Source organism: Sulfitobacter litoralis (genome assembly GCF_900103185.1).
GTDB classification, from domain to species: domain Bacteria; phylum Pseudomonadota; class Alphaproteobacteria; order Rhodobacterales; family Rhodobacteraceae; genus Sulfitobacter; species Sulfitobacter litoralis.
In genome coordinates this window covers 36,671-57,007 of the sequence record NZ_FNJD01000020.1, presented here as the reverse complement: position 1 = coordinate 57,007, position 20,337 = coordinate 36,671, and the positions used below count along the sequence as shown (strand labels likewise).

23 protein-coding genes are annotated in these 20,337 nt (G+C 58.1%); 12 read left to right on the top strand and 11 right to left on the bottom strand.

Annotated features, from left to right (window positions below; translation table 11 throughout):
• Positions 1-77 precede the first annotated feature (77 nt).
• Positions 78-887 (top strand): IclR family transcriptional regulator, encoded by an 810-nt coding sequence (locus BLQ98_RS14470; RefSeq protein WP_244148442.1) that lies wholly within the window; start codon positions 78-80, stop codon positions 885-887.
• Here BLQ98_RS14470 and BLQ98_RS14465 read toward each other — a convergent pair.
• Positions 884-1,579 carry a DnaA N-terminal domain-containing protein gene (locus BLQ98_RS14465; protein WP_093734012.1) on the bottom strand — a complete coding sequence of 232 codons (696 nt, stop codon included), beginning with the start codon at positions 1,577-1,579 and terminating at the stop codon, positions 884-886. The genes BLQ98_RS14470 and BLQ98_RS14465 overlap by 4 nt on opposite strands.
• Before the next feature lie 389 nt (positions 1,580-1,968).
• On the opposite strand from BLQ98_RS14465, the gene BLQ98_RS14460 reads away from it, so the two are divergent.
• The 3 genes from BLQ98_RS14460 to BLQ98_RS14450 all read left to right on the top strand — a co-directional run bounded on the left by BLQ98_RS14460 (position 1,969) and on the right by BLQ98_RS14450 (position 5,845).
• Positions 1,969-3,279 (top strand): AAA family ATPase, encoded by a 1,311-nt coding sequence (locus BLQ98_RS14460; protein WP_093734011.1) that lies wholly within the window; start codon positions 1,969-1,971, stop codon positions 3,277-3,279.
• Positions 3,276-4,340, top strand: a complete 1,065-nt coding sequence (locus tag BLQ98_RS14455) for a ParB/RepB/Spo0J family partition protein (RefSeq protein WP_093734010.1) — start codon at positions 3,276-3,278, stop codon at positions 4,338-4,340. The genes BLQ98_RS14460 and BLQ98_RS14455 overlap by 4 nt, the downstream gene beginning before the upstream one ends.
• Before the next feature lie 410 nt (positions 4,341-4,750).
• Entirely contained in the window at positions 4,751-5,845 is a 1,095-nt protein-coding gene (locus tag BLQ98_RS14450) for a TRAP transporter substrate-binding protein (protein WP_093734009.1), read from the top strand.
• Positions 5,846-5,915: 70 nt separating this feature from the next.
• Here BLQ98_RS14450 and BLQ98_RS14445 read toward each other — a convergent pair whose 3' ends face one another.
• Together BLQ98_RS14445 and BLQ98_RS14440 are read right to left on the bottom strand one after the other, a co-directional pair.
• Positions 5,916-7,307, bottom strand: a complete 1,392-nt coding sequence (locus BLQ98_RS14445) for a TRAP transporter large permease (RefSeq protein ID WP_093734008.1) — start codon at positions 7,305-7,307, stop codon at positions 5,916-5,918.
• Positions 7,307-7,885, bottom strand: a complete 579-nt coding sequence (locus tag BLQ98_RS14440) for a TRAP transporter small permease subunit (RefSeq protein WP_208596071.1) — start codon at positions 7,883-7,885, stop codon at positions 7,307-7,309. The genes BLQ98_RS14445 and BLQ98_RS14440 overlap by 1 nt, the downstream gene beginning before the upstream one ends.
• A gap of 222 nt (positions 7,886-8,107) precedes the next feature.
• On the opposite strand from BLQ98_RS14440, the gene BLQ98_RS14435 reads away from it, so the two are divergent.
• On the top strand, positions 8,108-8,797 hold the full coding sequence (locus BLQ98_RS14435) for a YrbL family protein (protein ID WP_335754934.1): 690 nt from the start codon (positions 8,108-8,110) through the stop codon (positions 8,795-8,797).
• 257 nt (positions 8,798-9,054) lie between these two features.
• Entirely contained in the window at positions 9,055-9,723 is a 669-nt protein-coding gene (locus BLQ98_RS14430; protein WP_093734007.1) for a L,D-transpeptidase, read from the top strand.
• Between the two features lie 83 nt (positions 9,724-9,806).
• Here BLQ98_RS14430 and BLQ98_RS14425 read toward each other — a convergent pair whose 3' ends face one another.
• The 3 genes from BLQ98_RS14425 to BLQ98_RS14415 form a co-directional block, all read right to left on the bottom strand.
• A complete protein-coding gene (locus tag BLQ98_RS14425; protein ID WP_237273162.1) occupies positions 9,807-10,103 on the bottom strand; it encodes a hypothetical protein in 297 nt (98 codons plus the stop codon).
• Positions 10,104-10,216: 113 nt separating this feature from the next.
• Positions 10,217-10,708: an MgtC/SapB family protein gene (locus tag BLQ98_RS14420; protein WP_093734005.1), complete on the bottom strand. Its 492-nt coding sequence runs from the start codon at positions 10,706-10,708 to the stop codon at positions 10,217-10,219.
• A 163-nt stretch (positions 10,709-10,871) separates the two neighbouring features.
• Complete coding sequence (locus tag BLQ98_RS14415; RefSeq protein ID WP_208596070.1) at positions 10,872-11,225, bottom strand: PRC-barrel domain-containing protein; 354 nt, start codon at positions 11,223-11,225, stop codon at positions 10,872-10,874.
• Positions 11,226-11,439: 214 nt separating this feature from the next.
• On the opposite strand from BLQ98_RS14415, the gene BLQ98_RS14410 reads away from it, so the two are divergent.
• Together BLQ98_RS14410 and BLQ98_RS14405 are read left to right on the top strand one after the other, a co-directional pair.
• Positions 11,440-11,946, top strand: coding sequence for a superoxide dismutase family protein (locus BLQ98_RS14410; RefSeq protein ID WP_093734004.1), 507 nt, complete (start codon positions 11,440-11,442; stop codon positions 11,944-11,946).
• Positions 11,947-12,082: 136 nt separating this feature from the next.
• A complete protein-coding gene (locus tag BLQ98_RS14405; protein WP_093734003.1) occupies positions 12,083-12,328 on the top strand; it encodes a DUF1289 domain-containing protein in 246 nt (81 codons plus the stop codon).
• Positions 12,329-12,373: 45 nt separating this feature from the next.
• Here BLQ98_RS14405 and BLQ98_RS14400 read toward each other — a convergent pair whose 3' ends face one another.
• The 3 genes from BLQ98_RS14400 to BLQ98_RS14390 form a co-directional block, all read right to left on the bottom strand.
• A complete protein-coding gene (locus tag BLQ98_RS14400; protein ID WP_093734002.1) occupies positions 12,374-12,847 on the bottom strand; it encodes a Dps family protein in 474 nt (157 codons plus the stop codon).
• Between the two features lie 108 nt (positions 12,848-12,955).
• A complete protein-coding gene (locus BLQ98_RS14395) occupies positions 12,956-13,396 on the bottom strand; it encodes a hypothetical protein (protein ID WP_093734001.1) in 441 nt (146 codons plus the stop codon).
• A 347-nt stretch (positions 13,397-13,743) separates the two neighbouring features.
• Complete coding sequence (locus tag BLQ98_RS14390; protein ID WP_093734000.1) at positions 13,744-14,493, bottom strand: helix-turn-helix transcriptional regulator; 750 nt, start codon at positions 14,491-14,493, stop codon at positions 13,744-13,746.
• A 169-nt stretch (positions 14,494-14,662) separates the two neighbouring features.
• Here BLQ98_RS14390 and BLQ98_RS14385 point away from each other — a divergent pair, with 169 nt between their 5' ends.
• The 4 genes from BLQ98_RS14385 (at position 14,663) to BLQ98_RS14370 (ending at position 17,853) form a co-directional block, all read left to right on the top strand.
• Entirely contained in the window at positions 14,663-15,541 is an 879-nt protein-coding gene (locus tag BLQ98_RS14385; RefSeq protein ID WP_093733999.1) for a glycosyltransferase family 2 protein, read from the top strand.
• Positions 15,542-15,628: 87 nt separating this feature from the next.
• A complete protein-coding gene (locus BLQ98_RS14380) occupies positions 15,629-16,405 on the top strand; it encodes an enoyl-CoA hydratase-related protein (protein WP_093733998.1) in 777 nt (258 codons plus the stop codon).
• A 99-nt stretch (positions 16,406-16,504) separates the two neighbouring features.
• A complete protein-coding gene (locus tag BLQ98_RS14375) occupies positions 16,505-16,942 on the top strand; it encodes an enoyl-CoA hydratase (RefSeq protein WP_093733997.1) in 438 nt (145 codons plus the stop codon).
• Positions 16,939-17,853: a cation efflux transmembrane domain-containing protein gene (locus BLQ98_RS14370; protein ID WP_093733996.1), complete on the top strand. Its 915-nt coding sequence runs from the start codon at positions 16,939-16,941 to the stop codon at positions 17,851-17,853. The genes BLQ98_RS14375 and BLQ98_RS14370 overlap by 4 nt, the downstream gene beginning before the upstream one ends.
• Positions 17,854-17,925: 72 nt before the next feature.
• Here BLQ98_RS14370 and BLQ98_RS14365 read toward each other — a convergent pair whose 3' ends face one another.
• Positions 17,926-18,564, bottom strand: coding sequence for an NAD(P)H-dependent oxidoreductase (locus BLQ98_RS14365; RefSeq protein WP_093733995.1), 639 nt, complete (start codon positions 18,562-18,564; stop codon positions 17,926-17,928).
• Positions 18,565-18,698: 134 nt separating this feature from the next.
• Positions 18,699-20,234 carry an AMP-binding protein gene (locus tag BLQ98_RS14360; protein WP_093733994.1) on the bottom strand — a complete coding sequence of 512 codons (1,536 nt, stop codon included), beginning with the start codon at positions 20,232-20,234 and terminating at the stop codon, positions 18,699-18,701.
• Between the last annotated feature and the right edge of the window lie 103 nt (positions 20,235-20,337).

Here is a 20,337-nt window from a genome sequence, read left to right as displayed (position 1 = left end):
GTATTGCTTGGCGATACAGCTGTATTGCTCTACGATGCTAGGCACTGTCCCGCCCTCGCGTCAACCCGGAGCGTTCAATGCCAGACCCCAAACGTCCACATTCCTCGGTCGCGTCTAATTTTCAGGCAGATGCCGACAGGCTCTTTGTGCGCTCCGCCGCTCGCGCGATCCATGTGCTCAGCGCCTTTCACGATGCAGACGGCCCGCTGAGCCTTACCGACATCGCCGCGAAGGCAGAGATCGACCGCTCCGCCGCGCAACGACTGGTGCATACACTCATGTCTCTGGGCCACATTCGCCGCAGCGCCGATGATCGTGGCTACCTGCCCGGCCTACGCTTGCTGGACCACACCCATGACACCTTACGACTTGATCCCGTGGTGCAAGTCGCGACACCCGTTATCCTCGAAATGCGTAAATCTCTGTCAGAGCGGATCGACTTCAGCCTCTATGACGAAACCCGCGTGATCTATGCCCTGCGCATGCAAAGCAAACGCGAAACCTTTTACGCCACCCTCGTTGGCCACAGCGTGCCGACCTTTTGCACCGCCGGTGGCCGCGCCACGCTTTCGGCCCTGCCCGTTGCCGAAGCACGCGAAATCATCGATCGCTTTCCGCTGCACCAATATACATCGCAAACCAATATCGACCCCGATAGCATCATGGAAAGGCTCGAAAAGGCGCGTAGAGACGGGTTTGCGCTGGTAGAAAATGAATTCGTCATGGGCGAAGTCGCCGTCGGTGTGCCTATTCTTAACCGTCAGGGGCGTCCGCTAGGCGCGATACACATCGCCGGTTCGCTCTCGGAATGGAGCGTCGAAGACTTCAGCCGCAGCACCGCCCCCATCGCCCAAGAAGCCGCCCGCGCCATCAACGCTAGCTTCTAGGCCCTGAACTCGATCCGCGTCACAGGGCCCAGCTCTGCCTCGACCGCTGTAACAAGCGGGCGCGACAAATGCGTTTCAATATAGCGTTGCGCGAATTTGCTCGGTGTGCGCAACAGCAGCACCCCACCTTCGAACGACACATATTCAAGCTGCGAAAACCACGCTTTGAACTGATCCCCGTTTTCACGCGACAGCTGCGCCATAGCCCGCTGCCATGTCCCCGGCACACTGGTTTCTGACGCCGCGAGTTCGGGTTTCGCGTAATCCGCTAAATTGACCACTTTCACCGGCGTTTCGCTGCGATAGCGTTCTTTCATCCGCGCATCGTAATCCGGCCCGACCAGTGGCCAGCAAGGCTGTGACAGCCGCACGATCTGCGCATAGTTCAACCGATAAGCCGCCACCCTGCCCCGCACGCCAGCGCGCGTGCAAACCAACAGCTGCGCATCCGTTAGCCGTTTGATCTCGCGTTTTACCGTGCGTTCATTCACCGACCACATCCGCGCCAGATCCCGCTGCCCAACGCTCAGCTCGTCCGACCGCCAGTTGTACCGCGATGTCAGCGCCGCGATCAGCCGCATCAACGAGGTTTGCAAAGTCGGTGATCCGTTCAACCCCGCCACGCTCAGAGCGGTCAAAAGGTCGTACTTGATCACCCCGGCTTCAGGGCCGGTCAGCCGCAATGGGTTCATGGTTTTGCCTACTCGATGTATCGTCTTATTTTGGCCGGTCAGCCTCTCTGAGCCGATTCCGTTTATGCTTCCTACAAAGCTCTAAATCCCGTCTTCTGTCAACCCGATGGGAAAAACACGAATTACCCTTTTCCTTAATCCAAATTCAATTTGATAAAGGTTAATAGGTTAAGGGGGACGCCTAGGTGTCACCTTATCAGAGGCCTGCTGTCACCAAAACAGCCCCATATTGTATTTACCTGTCACCAAAATCTCTTGGTGATGCGTTCGCCCCTGCAAAATAAACCCGTTCTTCAGGATCGGACGCCGAAATTCGCGAAAATTAAGTTTTGCCAAATTTCCGAATTCGCGTTATTCGAAATCAGAGGCTAAAAAACGCGAGTATAAAGATGAGAAATCACAACGACCTTCTTAACATGAACGAGCGCAGCTTGGAACAACAGGCCGCTGTGCGTCGCGCCACCTTCTCCCCCGGAGAGATCAAGGCCCTGCGCCCCTTCTCTATATGGGAGATCAGCCAGTTTATGTTCGACGTCCCCGCCGACACATTGCGCAAGAAACTGGCAGACGACCCTACCTTGCCCCAAGGGATCACCGAAGAGGATGGCCGCCAGCGTTGGTTCAGCCTCGAAGAGATCAACGAACTGCGCCGCCGTGCGAAATTCCGTGGCCGCAAGCTACTTCCCGAACGCCCCCGTGGTCGCGCCATGCGCGTCGCCGTGTCGAACTTCAAAGGCGGTGTCGGCAAGACGGTCGTCGCACAGCACCTTGCCCACGCGGCTGCTCTTGATGGCTACCGCGTGCTTTGCGTCGACTTCGACCCGCAAGCGACGCTCACCCACTCAATGGGCCTGACCGAGGTCAAGGAAAGCCACACGGTCTGGGGTATCATGTGCCGCGACCTGTGCCGTGAATCCAATCGGATTATGGACAGCTATGACGACCCCGATGACTGCCCCTACCCCGCAGCAGACGAATTGCCCGAAGACGTACAATCCATCGGCGCGCAGCGGTTTCAGGAGTTCATCCAGCCGACCTGTTGGCCCACGATCGACATCATCCCGTCTTGCGCCAACGCGGCGTTTGTCGAATTTGCCTCGGCCCAATACCGCGCCTTGCACAAGGCATGGAGCTTTTTTGGCTGCGTCGCGCGCTACCTCGATGAACTGCCCGACGATCAATATGACATCATCATTTTCGACTGCCCGCCCGCGATCGGGTATCAGTCCCTAAATGCCGCGTTTGCGGCTGATATACTCTATATCCCATCGGGCCCCGGCTATTGGGAATATGACAGTACGACCAGCTATCTGGGCCAGCTTGGCGATGCTATGGCGGACATTTCCGAAGGCTTCGCGAGCCTCGCAGCGGACGCAGGCATTACGCTTCCTAAACAGTTTTCCGACATCCGTTTACTTATGACCCGTTTTGAATCCAACAACCCGTTGCACAGCGCCATGATCGATGCGTTCAAAAACGTTTTTGGCGCCGACGTCTGCGCTCACCCGATTGAAATGACCCGAGCGGTCGAACAATCGGGCAGGTTCCAGATGTCGGTCTACGAACAGGACTACCGCCAGATGACGCGCGAAACATGGAAACGTGCACGGCAAAGCTTTGACCGTGCCTATGACGAATTTTTGCACACTGTGCTCGACGCGTGGAAGGAAAACGGAAAACGTAAGGAGAAGGCAGAATGAGCAGTAAAAATAAATTCGGCTTCGCCCCGGTAGAAGCCTCCCCCTCTGGTAGCCGCCGCAACCGCCAGCCCGGGCCTATGGGCGCCGCGGTGCGTGACGTGGCCGAAAACCTGCAAGGCGCCACCGAAGCTAAAATAGAACAGCGCCGCCGCAATGCCGAAGACGCCAAGACTTTCCGGCAGGCCCAAGGCGAAGGCCGCGTGCTGTACCAGATCGACCTGTCTGAGATCTTTACAGATGATCTGCCGCGTGATCGCCTCGCTTTGGAAGAGGTCGCGCAGTCCGACGAGATGGAAGAGCTCAAATCCTCCATCCGCGAACGCGGGCAGCGTGAACCGGTCGAGGTCTATGTCGGGCCGAACGGGCGCTATCAGCTTAAGAAAGGCTGGCGCCGGTTCACCGCGCTGTCGCAGCTGTTTTCCGAAACCAAGGACGATCGCTTTGGCACCATCACCGCCCGCGTCGAAGTCGGTGATGATGACCGCATTTCGCGTTATGTCGATATGGTCGAAGAAAACGTCGTGCGCGAAGACCTGTCATTCGCCGAGATGGCACAGGTTGCGATCACTGCGGCCAAGGATGACGCCGTAGACGAGGTCGACCCTGCCGAACTGGTGAGCCGTCTTTACAGCGCACTGCACAAGACCAAACGTTCTTACATCAAAAGCTTTGTGTTTCTGCTGTCTGCATTAGAAGGGAGCTTGCAGTGGCCCAAGGCCGTGCCGCGCAATCTGGGCGTCGACGTTGCCCGCGCCCTGCGCACGCCGGATCAAGCGAATGCCTTGCAGGAAAAACTAGCCGATGCCGCGACGCTCGATGAACAGAATAAAATGCTCAAGGATTTTCTGACGGCCTCGAACGAGCCCGCCGAGAAACCCGCGAGCAAGGCGGAGCCCAAGCAGAAGTTCGAATTCTACGTCGGCCAGACCAAAGTGACGGCCCGGCATGGCGAATGCCGCTTGGTAAGCGATATCGACTTTGCCACCATGCCAAAGAAGCAGCTGGAAGAAGCGGTGCGCGCCTTTGAAGAGGTCCTTAGGGCCGGGCCGCGCATCCGGTAACCGGTTACCCATGGGTAACACCCGCCTGTCCGGTTACCCATGGGTAACCTCGGCACCACTGGTTACCCATGGGTAACCGCCACGGCAGACAACCGATAAAGACCAGATAGACGGGAAGGGGGCGCAGCAGCGTCCCCTTTTTTTGCGACATGGCGGCAAGAGTCCGTATCCGGGGCCGAAACCACTGCGGCACCCCTAAATAGCAAGCGGATATCGTGTAACACGTTGATTCATAACGCGTTTAAGATGGACGCGACGAATACACCTCTGAAATCACCTAAAACACCCCGATAACGGCCTCTCAGCCCATGGACATCCAGTGAAACAGAGGATTAACGTGCCGTCATAGGGGAGGGCTGACGTCTGTCAGAGAGACCTTATCGACATAATCTGATCTCGGGAGAAACATCATGGATCGTCGTTCATTCATTCGTGGCGCAGGCGTTGCGGGGGCAGGGGTTGCCGCTTCGACATTGGCCGCACCCGCCGTTGCACAGGGCAACATCACGTGGCGCATGGTCACCACCTGGCCGAAAAACTTCCCCGGTCTGGGTGTCGGCGCACAGCGTCTCGCCGACCGTATCACCGCGGCCTCTGGTGGCCGGCTGACGGTCAAGGTCTTCTCGGCGGGCGAGTTGGTGCCGCCACTGCAGTCGCTGGACGCGGTCATCGACGGCACCGCCGAAATGAGCCACGGGGCCGCCTACTATTGGCAAAACAAATCCCCTGCGCTGTCGTTCTTTACCGGCGTGCCCTACGGCATGACCACGCCAGAGCTGACAGCCTGGATGCGCTATATGGGCGGTCAGGAAATCTGGGACGAGATCTATGACCAGTTCGGCGTTCAGGGCTTCTTGTCCGGCAACACCGGTACGCAAACCGGCGGCTGGTTCCGTGACGAGCTCAAAAGTCTTGATGATGTCAAAGGCGTGCGCTTCCGGACACCCGGCCTTGGTGGTCGCGTATGGGAAAAACTGGGTGCCACGGTCACCAACATGGCGGCGGGCGAAATCTTTCAGGCGCTGCAATCGGGCACGCTTGATGCGGCCGAATTCGTTGGCCCCTATAACGATCTGGCGCTTGGGTTCCATCAGGTTGCCAAGAACTACTACATGCCGTCCTTCGTTGAATCCGGCCTCGCGACCGAACTGGTTGTCGATAAGAAAAAGTACCAAGAGCTGCCCGAAGACCTGCAGGCCATCATCCGCGACGTCAGCCAGGCCGAATACGATCAGGTTGCGGCAGACTTCTATGCCAACGATCCACGCGCGTTGAAAACGCTGGTGGAAGAGCACGGCGTGACAGTCCGCAACTTCCCAGACGATATCATGGAAGCCGGTGCCAAGGCGTCGGTCGAAGTGCTCGAAGAACTGCGTAGCAGCGACGATCCGTTGGTCAAGAAAACAGCCGAGAGCTTTGTCGAGGCGTTGAACCTTGTCCGTACCCGGACAGAGAAAATCGACAGCCCCTATGTTCAGGCACGTCAGAGCTTCCTGAAATACTAAGTTCTAAGAGACGGACAAAGAAAAGGCCCGGTGGAAACACCGGGCCTTTTTTGTTGGGGGGTAGGGGCGTTCAGCCCGCGATCAGCTTGGGCAGCCAGGTCACGATCTGGGGGAACATGAACAAGATAGCAATCGCCACCACCTGCAACAGCACGAAGGGAAGGATGCCTTTGTAGATCGCGCTGGTGGGCAGGTCCGCCGGGGCGACGCCGCGCAAGTAAAAGAGCGCGAAGCCAAAGGGCGGCGTCAGGAACGAGGTTTGCAGGTTCACGCCGACAAGCACGCCCAGCCAGATCGGATCGACATCCAACATCAGCAGCACCGGTGCGGTGATCGGGATCACGATAAAGATGATCTCGAACGTGTCGAGGATGAAGCCCAGGAAGAACATGATCAGCATAACGACTGCAACAGCGGCGAGCGTGCCACCGGGCAGATTGCTGAGGAATTCATGCACCAGATTGTCGCCCCCCATCATGCGGAACACGACAGAGAAAACCGACGCCCCGAGCAGGATCACAAAGACCATGCTGGTGATCGTTGCCGTCGCGATCATGGTTTCCTTGAGCACCCCAAAGGACAATCGCCAACGCAGCGCTGCTAGGATCATGGCACCCACAGCCCCTACGGATGCTGCCTCTGTCGGGGTGGCGATGCCGCCCAGAATAGAGCCTAAAACGGCCATAATCAGAGCCAAAGGCGGTACCAATGCGACAAAGACCTCGCGCAGCAGGGCCGATTTTTCATCTGCCGGAACCGGTGTCGCGGGGCAGGATTCTGGATCGGTTGCGGCTTTGAACAAAACGTATCCAAGGTACAACGATACGAGCAGCAGACCGGGCAGCAAGGCGCCGGCAAAAAGATCGCCGACAGACACGGGCGTCGGGGCATAATTGCCCTTGGCCATCTGCACCTGCGAATTGATGCCCGACAGCATATCACCCATGAAGATCAGGACAGTAGAGGGGGGGATGATCTGCCCCAAGGTACCGCTGGCACAGATAACGCCAGTCGCCAGTTTCGGGTCATAGCCCGCCCGCAGCATCGCGGGCAGCGAGATCAGCCCCATAGTCACCACGGTCGCGCCCACAACCCCGGTGGAGGCCGCGAGCATGGCACCGACCAGCACGACAGAAATACCAAGCCCTCCACGCATATTGCCGAACATCTTGCCCATCGTAAGCAACAGCTGTTCAGCGATCTGGCTGCGTTCAAGCATCACGCCCATAAAGATGAACAGGGGCACGGCCACAAGGACCTCGTTTGTCATGAAGCCGATATAGCGGTTTGGCAAAGACCCGAAATTCGACGGATCGAACACGCCCAAAGCCATGCCTACACCGCAGAATAGTAACGATGTACCGGCGAGGGTGAAGGCAACCGGAAAGCCCAGAAGCAAAAAGCCGATGACCCCAAAGAACATCAGCGCGGCGAGCATCTCGCCAATCATTATCGGGTCCATCAGGCGGCTCCCTTGGTGGCGGCGGGTTTGATGGCATCGGGGCTGTACTGCATCGCGGCGGGGACAAGATCGACCCTGCCCCGCAGCACCAGAATCGACCGGATCGCCATCGCAATACCTTGCGCCGCGATCAGGGCGGCAAAGACGATGATAAAGGTTTTGAGAATATAGAGCCCCGGCATCCCACCAACGTTGGCGGAGCCTTCATGATAGCTCCAGGCGCGCTGCACGAAGGGCATGGAATAGATGTAGACGATCCACGTAAAGGGCAGCAGAAATATAACCACACCGATCAGATCGGTAATGGCACGGGTGCGCAGTTTGGCGGGGCGGTAGAAAATATCGACCCGCACGTGATCGTCGCGCAACAGCGCAAAACCGGCGACGGCGGTAAACATTGCGCCATTGAGCCAGATATACAGGTCCTGCATCCAGACATAGCTGATGGCAAAGAGGTATCTTTGTACCACTACGGTAAAGCAGACAATGACAATGGCCAGCGCGAGCCAGGAAAAGACTTTCCCGATAATCAAGTTAACAGCGCATATGAGTGAGGCTACTCCAGCGAGAAAACGCACATTCCACCCTTTTCTATGGTTTCTATCGTTCTTAACGCACGTCAATCAAAGTGCCACGGGGGAATGTCAAGCGGCGACGGATTCTTGACGGTGTTAAAAGCTGGCAGGAGACGCGGGTGAAGGGTCCTTCTAAGGATAGCTTTTGACATTTCATGCAACTTTAGGTTACAGATTCGCCGTCGTGTGTTTCCGTTGATAAGTTCCCGTAGTTAAAGATAATTTATGAATATGCCAAAATCAGCCCAAGTGCTCCACTTGAATACAGGCGCTCTGCTTAGAAGAGAGCAAGGGAGGGCGGTGTTCGCGGTGAATGGTGCCGGCGATCTGGTCGCGAAAGTGCCGATTGGGGCGGATGTGTCGGCGCGCAAGCGGCGTGTGAGGCCGTTGGTACACACGCAATTCCCCGTGACGCTGCACCGCGCTTTGGTGCGTGAGGTGTCGCATGAAATGGAAGTGCGCATGCGCAGCTTTGGCACCGCCTTTGTCTCTCCGCTGGCGACGACGCATGGGATGACGCGCACGGACATGGGACTGGGTCTATTGATGCAGCGTGTCGGGCCAAAAGCTGGCGGACTGGGGCTGACGCTGGATGAGTTTATCGCGCGTGACATGCTGGATACCGCCGCGCTGAAGGCTTTGAATGATTTCGCGCGATCGGTTTTTGCGCTCGGTGTCGTTGTGCCAAAGGCAGATTGCCGGAGCATCGTGTGGGGGCAGGAAGACGGTATCTGCCGACCTTTCATTGTAGACGGGTTCGGCGACCCGAGTGTCATCAGGCTGCGTGCGTGGTTCCCATTTCTGCGCAGATATGAATTGCACCGTGGGATGGAGCGTATGGCCGGCGAAATTGGACTGCACTGGTCACGGCGCAAGAAGATGTTTTTGCGCAGCAGGCCCGGTGCCCACCTATAAAGGAATTATTGCTGCGTCAGATTCGATGAAACTGACAGAATTTCAATCTTATTGGAACTTTGTCAAAGTATCTGTGGATTTATCAATAAAATAAGGGGAAACGAGCCGTAGCGTTTTGGGTGCGGGCGGTCTAGTTTACCCCTGTCGAAACAAACTCACACGGCCATGTGACTGGTTCTTGGGAACAGAGGCGCGTTATCGGGGGTTACTTCTTCAAGCACTAACTAAAAGCACTAACTAAATAGGAGCGTGTCCGCATGCTGACCAAACGACATTTCATCACCAGCACCGCTGCCGCGTTGTTTTCCGCCCCTCTGGCCCCGAACCTTGCCGCTGCTGCCACGACTAACCGGTCGATGTGGGATGCGTGGGACGCACAAGTGACGCCCGCCGGCTTTGACCCTGCAACGACAAACCCGTGGGGTGTCGCACCACGCTTCCTGCCGCGTCTTGTCGAATCGAACCCCGGATTGATACCGGGTGACATTCACGTTGATGCGGTGGCCCGCTATCTTTACCACATTCAGGACAACGGTACGGCCATGAGATATGGTGTGGCGATTGCCCGTGGCGATCTGTACGAACCCGGCACCTATTCGATCAAGCGCAAGGCAAAATGGCCGACGTGGACGCCGACCCAGAATATGATCCGTCGCGATCCTGAGCTTTACGCTCAACACGCTGACGGTATGGATGCCGGACCGCAGAACCCCTTGGGGTCGCGTGCGCTGTATCTGTTTGTGGGCAACCGCGACACCTATCTGCGCATTCACGGCTCGCCGAACCCGCAGTCGATCGGGGGGCGTGCGAGCTCTGGTTGCGTACGGATGATCATGCCGCACATCAACGCATTATATGAAAACGTGAACACTGGTTCACGCGCTATTCTTTATCCACCCGAAGAGCGCATCACTGCAACGAGCTAAGCGGAGTTACGGCTTGTAGATACAAAAGGCCGCCGGAAGCATCGAGCTTCCGGCGGCCTTTTTACGTCACGATGCGGGGCGCATTAGCCCGCCGCAGCTGCCGCGATCGTTTGGGTACAGATCGGACGGCCATTGTCGGCGCGCAGGGGCAGGAAGGTCGTTTCGACCGGCCCGCGGTAGCGGTAGACGTAGCATCCGTTGCTGGGGTCGATCTTAACCGCGGTCAGGTCCTGGTTCTTGGCAGCCACCAGGCGCACATTTTCGGGCAGTTCGGTGAAAAACCCTTGGTCGTTGGTCATTTTGTCAGTGGTAGTTGGCACTTCCGCACAAGCAGCCAGCGCCAAAACGGCACAGCCTGCAATCCAAACCCGAACGCTCATCGTTATCTTCCTCATATGAATCTGTAATTCAGCTACGGTATTCCGCCGGAGTTGTAAAACAAGGGCATGTGTTTTCACGTCACAAACTGTTGCATTGCTGCATTGGGTCGATCCTAGTCGTGATCTTCGTAGGTGCCCGCGTGTTTTTCGAGCTTTCGCACCAGTGCGATGATAATCAGGGCAAGGATCACCGTCATGCCTGCGATGGTCCATTCGCCCAAACCGCAGGCCACGCCGACAGCGGCGGCGACCCACATGCTGGCACCTGTGGTTAGTCCGCGCACTTTGCCCTGTGAGAAAACGATCAACCCCGCCGCGAGGAAGGCGACGCCGCTCGTAACCGCCTCGATGATGCGCAGCGGGTCCATCTGGATGGTGTCGCCAAATTCAGCGCTGCGGGCAAGGAGGGCGAGCGTCAGCAAACAGTAGATGCAGGACGCAAGACCGATCAGCATATGAGTGCGCAGTCCTGCGGGTCGTTTGGATGTTTCACGCTCCAGCCCAATGAGCCCACAAAACACGACTGTCGCGAGCGTGCGCGAGATCACCACCGATAAGGGCAGGCTGGGAGAGAGCGCGAACTGGCCTAAGATATCATCCCACATCAGCACGGCTCCTGCGGGCAGACAGAGAGGCGGGGGGCTGCGGGGGCATGTGGCATGGGCGATCTTCCGGAAGCTTTAACGCGATAAAGTATATGATAAGGCGGCAATCGAAAAAGACCGCCCCCGAAAGGGGGACGGTCGGTGATGTAGCTATTTGCGGGGATCAGATCCAATAGTTGGGGATCATGTAGTGTTCATGCGTCCGGCGTTCCCAGTCCCGATCCGCTTTCCAGCCGTCATCGCGGGCTGGCGCGCCTTTTACCTGCTCTTCGGTGATGTTGGTTACGAAACCTTCTTTAGCAGTGTCGTAGTCGAGCTTGCCCCACGGCACCGGATGGTGTTCTTCGCCGAGGCCAAGAAACCCGCCAAAGCCCATCACGGCATAAGCGACCTTTCCCGATTGTTTGTCGATCATCAGGTGATCGATGGACCCGATGTGTGTGCCGTCGCGGCTGTAGACATTCGTCCCGTTCACGTCAGAGGAAGATACGAGGCTAGAGTGTGATGTTGCAGTCATGTCGAAACTCTCCTGTGTTGTGGTTATCTGTAGTTGAAACGAAGGATGCGCGGTTCCGGTTCCGGGGGCTTTCACCAGCGGCCAAGTTCTGCCGATGGGCGAGGTCTGGCCGAGGGGGCCGTTGTCTTGGAACCCTTGCGAAATCGGGCGGGTTGGTCCTTGACCAATCGACCACAGCTGGCCGGTTCATATCCAAGCATAAAGGGAGATTACCATGAAAATCGCATTTACCACTGCCGTGGCCTGCGGGCTGATGACAAGCGCCGCATTTGCAGCAGAGACCGCAGCGACCGTCATGAACAGCGACGGCGCAAAGGTCGGGACCGTTTCGGTAAGCGACACAGAGTCCGGCGTTGCGCTGGCGAAACTGTCGCTGACAAACCTGCCCGAGGGGGGGATCGCAGTGCACTTGCACGAGACCGGGGATTGTTCGGGCGACGGCTTTAAGTCAGCAGGCGGTCATATTGCAGGGGACCGGGAACATGGCGTGCTGGCCTCAGGTGGCCCGCACCCCGGTGACATGCCGAACGTCACCGTAAACAGCGATGGCACAGTCGAGCAGGAGGTATTTCTGCCTTTCTTGAACGTGGAAGAACACCTGATGGACGATGATGGTGCGGCGTTTGTGATACATGGCGGGCAGGACGATTACAGCTCGCAGCCATCGGGCGACGCGGGGGATCGTATTGCTTGCGGGACCTTCGGGGCCGACCCTGCTTGATCGCAGCCCATTTACAATGATGTGAAGGATCAAGGCCGCGCCTGCACTGGTGCGGCCTTGCGTTTATTGCCATATGCTACCGCGAGTCCCCTGACCGACAGGGATCAAATTGCCGGATGTATCAGCAAGGTTTCCCATGGCTAAAACCCCAAGCCCCTGTATCGACGTGTGCAAGTTCAAACGCGAAGGCCATTGCATCGGGTGTTCGCTGACCAAGGCGCAGAAATCTATGTTCAAGTCGCTGAAGAAGGAAAGCCACCGCGTGGGGTTCTTGCACATGCTGACCGCACAGCAGGAACGTCTGGGCAAATATAGTCACTGGGATCTGGCGTATCGCAAAAAGCTCGCTAAACGCAAAATCGCGGCCGAGAAGCTTCTCTAGCCGCGATTTGTTTCGATGTGCTGACGGGGTCAGCGGGCAGGGCGGTTAGCCTGCGAGGTGTGCGCGCAAGAACCACGCGAATTTTTCATGCGCTGTTCCGCGTGCGATACACAGATCTTCGGTTAGCGTGTCGCCGTTGTCGGCGGCCAGCTGGCCTGCGCCTGCGATGGTCGAGGCCAGCGTCTCTTGCGCTTCCATCATCATGCGGATCATTTCCTGATCGGTCGCATGGCCATCATGTTCGCTGATCTTGGACCGTTTGAGCATGCCGGAAAGCATCCCTTCGGCGTGGACATCAAGGGCGCGGATACGCTCTGCCAGATCATCCTGCGCGATAAAGTGGTCTTCGTAGATTTTCTGGAACAGATCGTGCAGCGGGCCGAACGACATGCCTTTTACGTTCCAGTGAAAGTTCTGCGCGAGCATTGTCGTCACGGCGGTTTCCGCAACGCATTGGTTCAACGCATCGGCGATTGCTGTTTTTGCATCGGTGGTCAATGCAGCGGCTGTCTGGTTCATTTTTACGTCCCCACATGTTTGAAATTGTAACTGGCTGGCACGGTACAAGCTGGCTGTCTTTTAACATAGACGCGGAAAACGGTTTGCCAAGACTTGTTTAGAATAATTCTAATCTTTAGAAAACTGCTCGGAAATCTGGCTGAGTAAATAGCCGATATAGCGCCGGTCCGCAGGGGATACCCGCGACTTGATCAGGAAATTTAGGTTAGCAAGATCATTCGCGCGGATGCAGGTCAGGCATCGCAGGGTCCAGGATTCGTCGAACGAAAGTGTATCTGTTCCGGGGGTGAACCAGATCACTCGCCGCTGTAGGGCGCTTGGCAGGCATTTGACCAGCGTATCGACAAATGTGCGTTTGGCGTCTTCGCCGTCGAGGCTGAGCAGGGCGCAGGCTTCGTAAAGATCCGTGCGCGCGGCGACGCGACATGCCATCGCCGACAGCCGCAAACGGGTCAGGGCGGCGCGTTGGTCGGGGGTAACGTGCGGGGCAGGTGCGTGCAGTGGTGTGTCGTCACGATCCGAGATCGGAAGGGTCGCCAGTGATGCCATATCAAGAGAAGTCCATACATGGGGCGGGGAAGCCCGGTCGATTGAATATCTTACTCTAATTATAAGGTATGTGCGGGGGCCTCACAAGGGGCAGTGATCCGGCGACACGCGGCGCAGCTTTCCCCGCATCGGATATGTCGTCCAATGGCGGAAAAATGGGGGCGGCATTGCTGCCACCCCGCGCTTTAATAATAAAATTATTTGCAAAACGATGCTGGTTTAGAATGAGGTCAGGCAGCGTGAATATGCCCGATCTCGCCAGCCCGCTTCTAAAAAGTTGTGATGCCGTTCTATGGCCTTAAACTGCCATTGCCGTCAGATTGGAACAAGCGGGGAAAAACCCCCATCTAGGGCTTGATCAGCCCCAGAACCAGCGACTTGGCGACCGCGTGATCGCGGGTGCTGGCGCGCAGTTTGCCCTTGGCCCCTTTGATGTGTTTCTCGAACGTCTTTTCGCTGATCTTGAGGGTCCAGCAGATTTCGGCGGGGCGTAGGCCGATGGCAAGGTAGCTTAGACAATCATGCTCTCTGGGGGTGAGGTTGACGAGCAGGCTCATGTGATCGCGGCGAATCCCTTCGTCCATGGCGAAAGACAGCCGCCGAAACGTGCTGCGATGCTCCTCCCAGTACCGGCTGAATTCGCCGTCCGACGTGGGGTCCCCGACCCAGAGGCCGATGCCTGAAATGGCTTGTCCGGCGTTATTGCGGTTAAGCGAAAGCGAGGCCCCGTATTTCATGCCAAGGTCGCCCTCCAGCTCGGATTGTAGTTGCTGGGGTTCGGTGGCATGCTCTAGCAGGCTATCGTCGTTCCAAAGAACTTCGGGCATGCCATTAGCAATCAGTTCGACCGATATGTCATCATCAACCAGCGCATTCGCCTCTACGGCTGCGGACCAATCGGAGGAATAGGTGTGGCGAAAGAATCCGGCTTTGGTGAACCCGCGCACTGTGGCGTCGCTGCGGTAGGGGATTATGCCATACCCAACGCCCGTCACGCCGACATCCGACAGTGCTGTCATGCACGAGGCCCAGAAGGCCGCGTCATCCATGCCTGCGCGCGCCGCATCTGTTAAATCGATCAGCTTTTCCAATGACATGTGCGTCCCCCGACAACGCCGACATATTGGCAACGGTGTCGCCAAGACGCAACATGTAAACACTGTAGGGCGAAGGTTTGTGGCGGAATGGACCCTCAGGTTGTGATCTGGCGCTCGACCTTTGTTAAACCTCTTGTGTTGATTTCGGCGAAGGACGTACAAACGAGGCATGAATATCTGCGCGATCACAATGGTTTACAAAGACTACTGGGCGCTGTCCCAGTGGTACCTGCATTACGGGCGCTTGGTGGGCTTTGATAACCTGTATGTTGTCGCACATGGGGCCGACCCCGAAATCGCACGCCTGTGTCCCCGCGCGACGGTCATTACCGTGCCCCGCGAGACGCTAGAAGGGTTCGACCGACGGCGCGGGCAGGTGCTGAACAGTTTTGCAGATGGGCTGGCCGTGTCTTTCGATTGGGTGATCCGCACTGACGCGGACGAGCTGATCTGCTTTGATCCCGCGGTCTATGCGTCTCTAACGGAAGTATTAGAGAATGTTTCCGGCAAGGCCGTCTTTGCCTTGGGATTGAATGTAGCAGAAACGCTGGACGACAATGTGTTGGCCAAGGGACAGATGGCCTTGGGGCACCGGCGCACAGCTGTGTTTTCGGGCCATTACAGCAAAGCATGGGCCACCAAACGGGGCACGGGGTTGTGGCGGCACGGGATATGGGTCGGGCCAAGGCGCATCGAGTCCACGCCTTTCGAGCTGCCGCGCGGCGTGTATCTGATGCATCTGAAATACGCGAATATCGCTGCTTTAGAGACGGCAAACCAGCATCGCACGGATGTGGGCAATATGCCGGGGCGGGGTCTGCCGGGGGCAGCGTGGAAAGAAGCAGATCAGACCGCCGCACGGTTCTATGCACGATTGGCAAGCTACCCATCACAAAGCTGGGAGGCGGCGCGCGATCACGCCTATGCGACGATAAACGCGGCCCCAGTGCGTGACACAAAAGAGAATGTCCTGCGGGCGAAATCGACCGTATTCGAACAGCGGGTCACCTTGCCCGATTGGGTGGCCGCGACCTTTTGCGACGCCTAGCCGGCGCCATCTAGCGCTTGTTCACGTCGTCTTCCCGTGGTGGGATGCCCCCGATCTAAACCGTAGATTGCATGGGAGGAGAGCAGGGTGACGGATAAAATCAAGGTAGAACGCCACGGACCGGTGACGGTGTTGCGGCTGGATGATCTAGAGACGATGAACGCGCTGACATCTACCATGGCGCTAGAACTACGCGACCTGCTGCTCCTTGAGGCGCAAACGGCGCGGGCGATTGTCCTTGCGGGGTCGTCACGGGCCTTTTCCGCAGGCGCGAATCTGAAACAAAGTAAACCCGAAAGCCGCACGGAACTGGATGCGGGCGCGGCACTGGAAAATGCGTATAACCCGCTGATGACCACGATCCGTGATCTGCCCGTGCCTGTGGTGTCTGCGGTGCAAGGGGCCGTAGCGGGAATCGGTGCGTCGCTTGCCTTGGCGTGCGACGTGATTGTCGCTGGTCGCGATGCCTATTTCCTCGAAGCCTTTGCACGAATCGGGTTGATCCCCGATGGGGGGGCCACATGGCTGCTGACCCGTGCCGTTGGCCGCGTGCGCGCGATGGAAATGATGCTGCTGGCCGAGAAGATTCCGGCACCCACAGCGTTTGACTGGGGGCTGGTCACGCGGTTGGTCGAGAATGACGAGGTAGAGGCCAAGGCGCTCGAGATCGCGACGAAGCTGGCCAACGGGCCGGTGCGCAGCCTTGCCCTGATCCGAAAAGCCGCATGGAGCGCGGCTGACACTGACTTTGACACCGCGCTGGCGAATGAACGCAAATGGCAGAAAGAGGCGGGCAATACGCCCGACTTCAAGGAAGGCGTGGCCGCATTCCTGGAAAAACGACCACCGCGGTTCAACGGCTGAACCGCGAGCGGAGGTATCAAGGCCCTCGTTTCCCGCCGGTGCAGGCTGGCGGGAACGAAATCGCGATCTGTGCCGTTATCGCAGTGAAGGGTTTTGATCATGTTCCGCCAGCTGCTTGCCGTTGCACTTCTTTTTGGTCTCGCTGCCTGCGAGTTGCCGAAAGACCCGGAAAATACCACCCAGACCGTGCAAGGTGCCGTGTTGAAGGTGGGCCTATTACAAGACCCGCTGCCACAGATTGACCTGACCGCCGTGACACTGATCGCCGATGCGCTGAACGCAAAAGTCGAATGGCACCGCGAGAATACTCACCGGATGCTTGATGCGCTGGAGATTGGCGATCTGCATCTCTTGGCGGGCGGCATTCCTGAGGATTCACCTCTGACCGACCACGCGGGGGCGACGAACCCCATCGGCTACGTCACTATCGGTGCCGATCGGCCAGAACGGGTGTTGCTGCTGCGCCGCGGGGAAAACCAGTTTCTCATGCGGGCAAATATGGCGTTGCGTCCTTTGACGCGGGAGGCCAAGCAATGAACCGCTACCCCCCTTTGCCGCCAGAAATTTCCGACAAGATCGCACAGGCGCGGCGGCTGGAATGGTGGACGCTGTTCTGGCTGATGACGATTATCGTTGTGATGTTTCTAGTGATGGGATCCAGTCAGGCGATGCAGGCGGCATGGATTGAGGACACACTGTCGTTGCTCCCGCCTATCCTGTTTCTTGTCGCGGCGCGGCTAGAGCGGATGCCCCCCAGTGCCAAATATCCGTTTGGGCTGCACCGTATTGGTACGCTGGCCTTTGCCCTATCTGCGGCGGCGTTGACGTTGATGGGCGGGTATCTGGTGTATGACGCGGCGGTGACCCTGATCCGGCAAGAGCATCCGACCATTGGCAGCATGGAGCTATTCGGTACAGAGGTCTGGATGGGTTGGCTGATGGTCGCGGCGTTGGTCTATTCCATTGTCCCGCCGGTGATTTTGGGGCGCAAGAAGCTGGCGATTGCGCCTGATATTCAGGACAAGGTGCTGCATGCCGACGCGGATATGAATGCCGCAGACTGGAAGACCGGCGTCGCGGGGATTTTGGGCCTCATCGGCATTTCCATGGGGTTCTGGTGGGCCGATGCGGTGGCCGCCGGTTTGATCGGGTTGGATGTCCTGAAAGACGGGGGGCGCAATCTGCGTATCTCTGTGGCAGAGCTTTTGGACGGTGCGCCGCGAAAACTGGGCTCGGATGAGATGCAGGATTTGGCGCGCCGCGTCAGAAAAGGGGTGGACGGCGCCCCGATGGTCAAGCTGCGCGAGGCCGGACGATATCTGCACGTGGTCATCGGCGACGATGAAAGTCTTTTGCCCAATCCCGAACGCGCCAAAGAGCTTGTGGGCGAGGAGGATGCATGGCGGGTGGTGACCCTGAGTGTGGCCTCCGGAAAAAAGCCACTTTAAAGACCCGTGGACAATCGGCACGAGGCGCGGGAGAGGTGAACGAAGGGGGCCTTTGCCCCCTTCATCATCGCATTAGTTGATATGTGTCACCAATGTATCGGCAGACTTACGTACCTTTTTCATCGGGGCCAGCCAGTCGGATCCGGCATCGCGGTAGCCCAATGGCAGCAGGATCACTGACCGTAGGCCGCGTTCTGTCAGACCCAAAATCTCGTCTACTTTGGCGGGGTCGAAGCCTTCCATCGGGGTGCTGTCGACCTCTTGTTCGGCCGCGGCGACAAGCGCCACGCCAAGCGCGATATAGGCCTGACGTGCGGCGTGGGCAAAGTTGGTTTCAGTGTCGCGGGGGAGGTAGTTGTTTTTCAGGTTCTCATAATACGCGTTCAGCATGGGCAGGTCGCCACGGGCTTCGACGTTCAGGTTGGTCACGGCGTCGATGCGGTCTGCGGTGTAGGTATCCCACGCTGCAAATACCAGTAGATGCGAGCCTTCGGTGATCTGGGCCTGATCGCCCGCGGCTGTCTGGATTTGCGCCAGCTTGTCGGGGTTGGTCACGACCAGCAATTCAAAGGGCTGGGTACCGCTTGAGGTGGGGGTCATGCGGATCGCTTCGATGATCGTGTCGACTTTTTCCTGAGGGACCTTCTTGGAGGGGTCCATCTTTTTGGTCGCATAGCGCCAGTTCAGCTGCTCTAGAAGGGTGATGGTCATTGTTGTCTTCCTGTTATTGGCCCCCTCGGGGGTGGCGTGTGTACCGGCGCGATGTAAGAATCCCTGCCCCCTAACGCAAGGAGACCGGCGCATTTAGCGCCGGCCCCTCGAGGTGGATCGATGATCGCGCCGAATTAGATCGCGCGACCCGCCCCATCCCAATAGGGGGCGCGCAGACGGGGTTTAAAGATCTTGCCGCTGTCTTCGCGGGGCAGGGCATCGTGGAAATCGACAATCCGTGGCGCTTTGAAACGGGCGAGCTTGCCGTCGAGGAAATCCAGCACCTTTTGCTTGTCGGCGCTGTGGCCCTCGGCCAATTCAACCGCCGCGACGATCTGTTCGCCAAACTCGGGGTCGGGGGCACCAAAGACGGCAACATCGCGGATGAAGGGCGCGCGCATCAGCACCGCTTCGATCTCGGCGGGAAAGATATTGGCCCCGCCCGAGATGATCATGTCTTTCTTGCGATCCGTGATGAACAGGAACCCGTCCTCGTCCACCGACCCCAGATCCCCGACAGAGAAATGCCCGTGCTTTTCAGCCGAGGCGCGGCTTTCGGGGTCATTGGAGTAATCGAACCCGCCGAAGGCATCCATGCGGGCGTAAATCTCGCCGACCTGACCGGCGGGCAGTTCGTTTCCGTCGGGATCAAGGATCAACAGCGTCCCGCCCATTTGCATACGCCCTGCGGTGCCGGGTCGCGCCAGCGCGTCAGCCGACGACACCATCGTCATGAACCCGATCTCTGTCGCGCCGTAGCTTTCCCAGAACACCGGCCCCCACCAGTCGATCATCGCGACCTTCAGGTCATGGGGCCACGGCGATCCGGTCGAGACGCAGAATTCAACCGAGGATAGGTCGTACCGCGCTTTGACCTCGTGGGGCAGTTTCAACATCCGGCTCATCATGGTGGGTACCAGATAGATATGGGTGATCCGCTGCGCTTCGATAGTGGCCAGGAAGCTTTCGGGGTCGAACTTTGGCGCGACAAAGGTCGACACGCCGGGGGCCACCAAGGCGGCAGACGTGAGCGTTGACGGCGCCGAATGGTAAATCGGGGCGGCAGTGAAAAAGCGCGAACCGGGTTTAAGCTGCAACATCTCGGTGCCAACGCGCGACAGCACGTCTTCGAAGTCGCGCTTGGGTCCGCCCCCAAGGCGCCGTACGCCTTTCGGTTTGCCAGTAGAGCCCGAGGTATAGCGCATCAGCGGGCGCATCATCTCGCGGGGGGTGATCGGGCTGGCGGCATCAACAAGTGTCGACCATTCTGGTGTCTCGGGGTCGGTTTGTGCCGCGACGTCGTCAATGCCGTAAGCTTCGCGGAGGGCAGCGTCGGGGGTGATCGCGATCACAGTGCGCCCTTCAAGGGCGGGGCGCAGGGCGTCGATCAGATCACGGTGGATAATCACGAACCGCGCACCGCTATCGTCGCAGATGGCACCTGCTTCGTCGTCGGCGGCGTGCCAGTTCTGCGCCACGATCACTGTGCCCGCCATTGCAGCAGCGCGCATCACCTCGAGCTGGGTCAAATCATTGCGCATGATGACAGCGACGGGCACATCCGCCCCGGCCCCCAAGCCGGTCAGCGCTGCAGCACCTTGGGCGGCCCGTCGGTCAAAGACTTCGCGGGTAAGTGTACGATCAAAATCTGCGATCACCGTATCTGACATTATTTGTTCTCCCATAGTGCCAAGCCCACGCGCCGTTTGGGCGCGCAGGTCGTATTGTTCCCTGACGTTAAGGTAACCTTAGTTTGACGCAGCGTCCATCGGG

Bases quoted from the DNA above. Each gene is read 5' to 3' on its own strand.
- BLQ98_RS14470 (WP_244148442.1), top strand. From the start codon at position 78: ATGCCAGACCCCAAACGTCCACATTCCTCGGTCGCGTCTAATTTTCAG.
- BLQ98_RS14465 (WP_093734012.1), bottom strand. From the start codon at position 1,579: ATGAACCCATTGCGGCTGACCGGCCCTGAAGCCGGGGTGATCAAGTAC.
- BLQ98_RS14460 (WP_093734011.1), top strand. From the start codon at position 1,969: ATGAGAAATCACAACGACCTTCTTAACATGAACGAGCGCAGCTTGGAA.
- BLQ98_RS14455 (WP_093734010.1), top strand. From the start codon at position 3,276: ATGAGCAGTAAAAATAAATTCGGCTTCGCCCCGGTAGAAGCCTCCCCC.
- BLQ98_RS14450 (WP_093734009.1), top strand. From the start codon at position 4,751: ATGGATCGTCGTTCATTCATTCGTGGCGCAGGCGTTGCGGGGGCAGGG.
- BLQ98_RS14445 (WP_093734008.1), bottom strand. From the start codon at position 7,307: ATGGACCCGATAATGATTGGCGAGATGCTCGCCGCGCTGATGTTCTTT.
- BLQ98_RS14435 (WP_335754934.1), top strand. From the start codon at position 8,108: ATGAATATGCCAAAATCAGCCCAAGTGCTCCACTTGAATACAGGCGCT.
- BLQ98_RS14430 (WP_093734007.1), top strand. From the start codon at position 9,055: ATGCTGACCAAACGACATTTCATCACCAGCACCGCTGCCGCGTTGTTT.
- BLQ98_RS14425 (WP_237273162.1), bottom strand. From the start codon at position 10,103: ATGAGCGTTCGGGTTTGGATTGCAGGCTGTGCCGTTTTGGCGCTGGCT.
- BLQ98_RS14420 (WP_093734005.1), bottom strand. From the start codon at position 10,708: ATGTGGGATGATATCTTAGGCCAGTTCGCGCTCTCTCCCAGCCTGCCC.
- BLQ98_RS14415 (WP_208596070.1), bottom strand. From the start codon at position 11,225: ATGACTGCAACATCACACTCTAGCCTCGTATCTTCCTCTGACGTGAAC.
- BLQ98_RS14410 (WP_093734004.1), top strand. From the start codon at position 11,440: ATGAAAATCGCATTTACCACTGCCGTGGCCTGCGGGCTGATGACAAGC.
- BLQ98_RS14405 (WP_093734003.1), top strand. From the start codon at position 12,083: ATGGCTAAAACCCCAAGCCCCTGTATCGACGTGTGCAAGTTCAAACGC.
- BLQ98_RS14400 (WP_093734002.1), bottom strand. From the start codon at position 12,847: ATGAACCAGACAGCCGCTGCATTGACCACCGATGCAAAAACAGCAATC.
- BLQ98_RS14395 (WP_093734001.1), bottom strand. From the start codon at position 13,396: ATGGCATCACTGGCGACCCTTCCGATCTCGGATCGTGACGACACACCA.
- BLQ98_RS14390 (WP_093734000.1), bottom strand. From the start codon at position 14,493: ATGTCATTGGAAAAGCTGATCGATTTAACAGATGCGGCGCGCGCAGGC.
- BLQ98_RS14385 (WP_093733999.1), top strand. From the start codon at position 14,663: ATGAATATCTGCGCGATCACAATGGTTTACAAAGACTACTGGGCGCTG.
- BLQ98_RS14375 (WP_093733997.1), top strand. From the start codon at position 16,505: ATGTTCCGCCAGCTGCTTGCCGTTGCACTTCTTTTTGGTCTCGCTGCC.
- BLQ98_RS14370 (WP_093733996.1), top strand. From the start codon at position 16,939: ATGAACCGCTACCCCCCTTTGCCGCCAGAAATTTCCGACAAGATCGCA.
- BLQ98_RS14365 (WP_093733995.1), bottom strand. From the start codon at position 18,564: ATGACCATCACCCTTCTAGAGCAGCTGAACTGGCGCTATGCGACCAAA.
- BLQ98_RS14360 (WP_093733994.1), bottom strand. From the start codon at position 20,234: ATGTCAGATACGGTGATCGCAGATTTTGATCGTACACTTACCCGCGAA.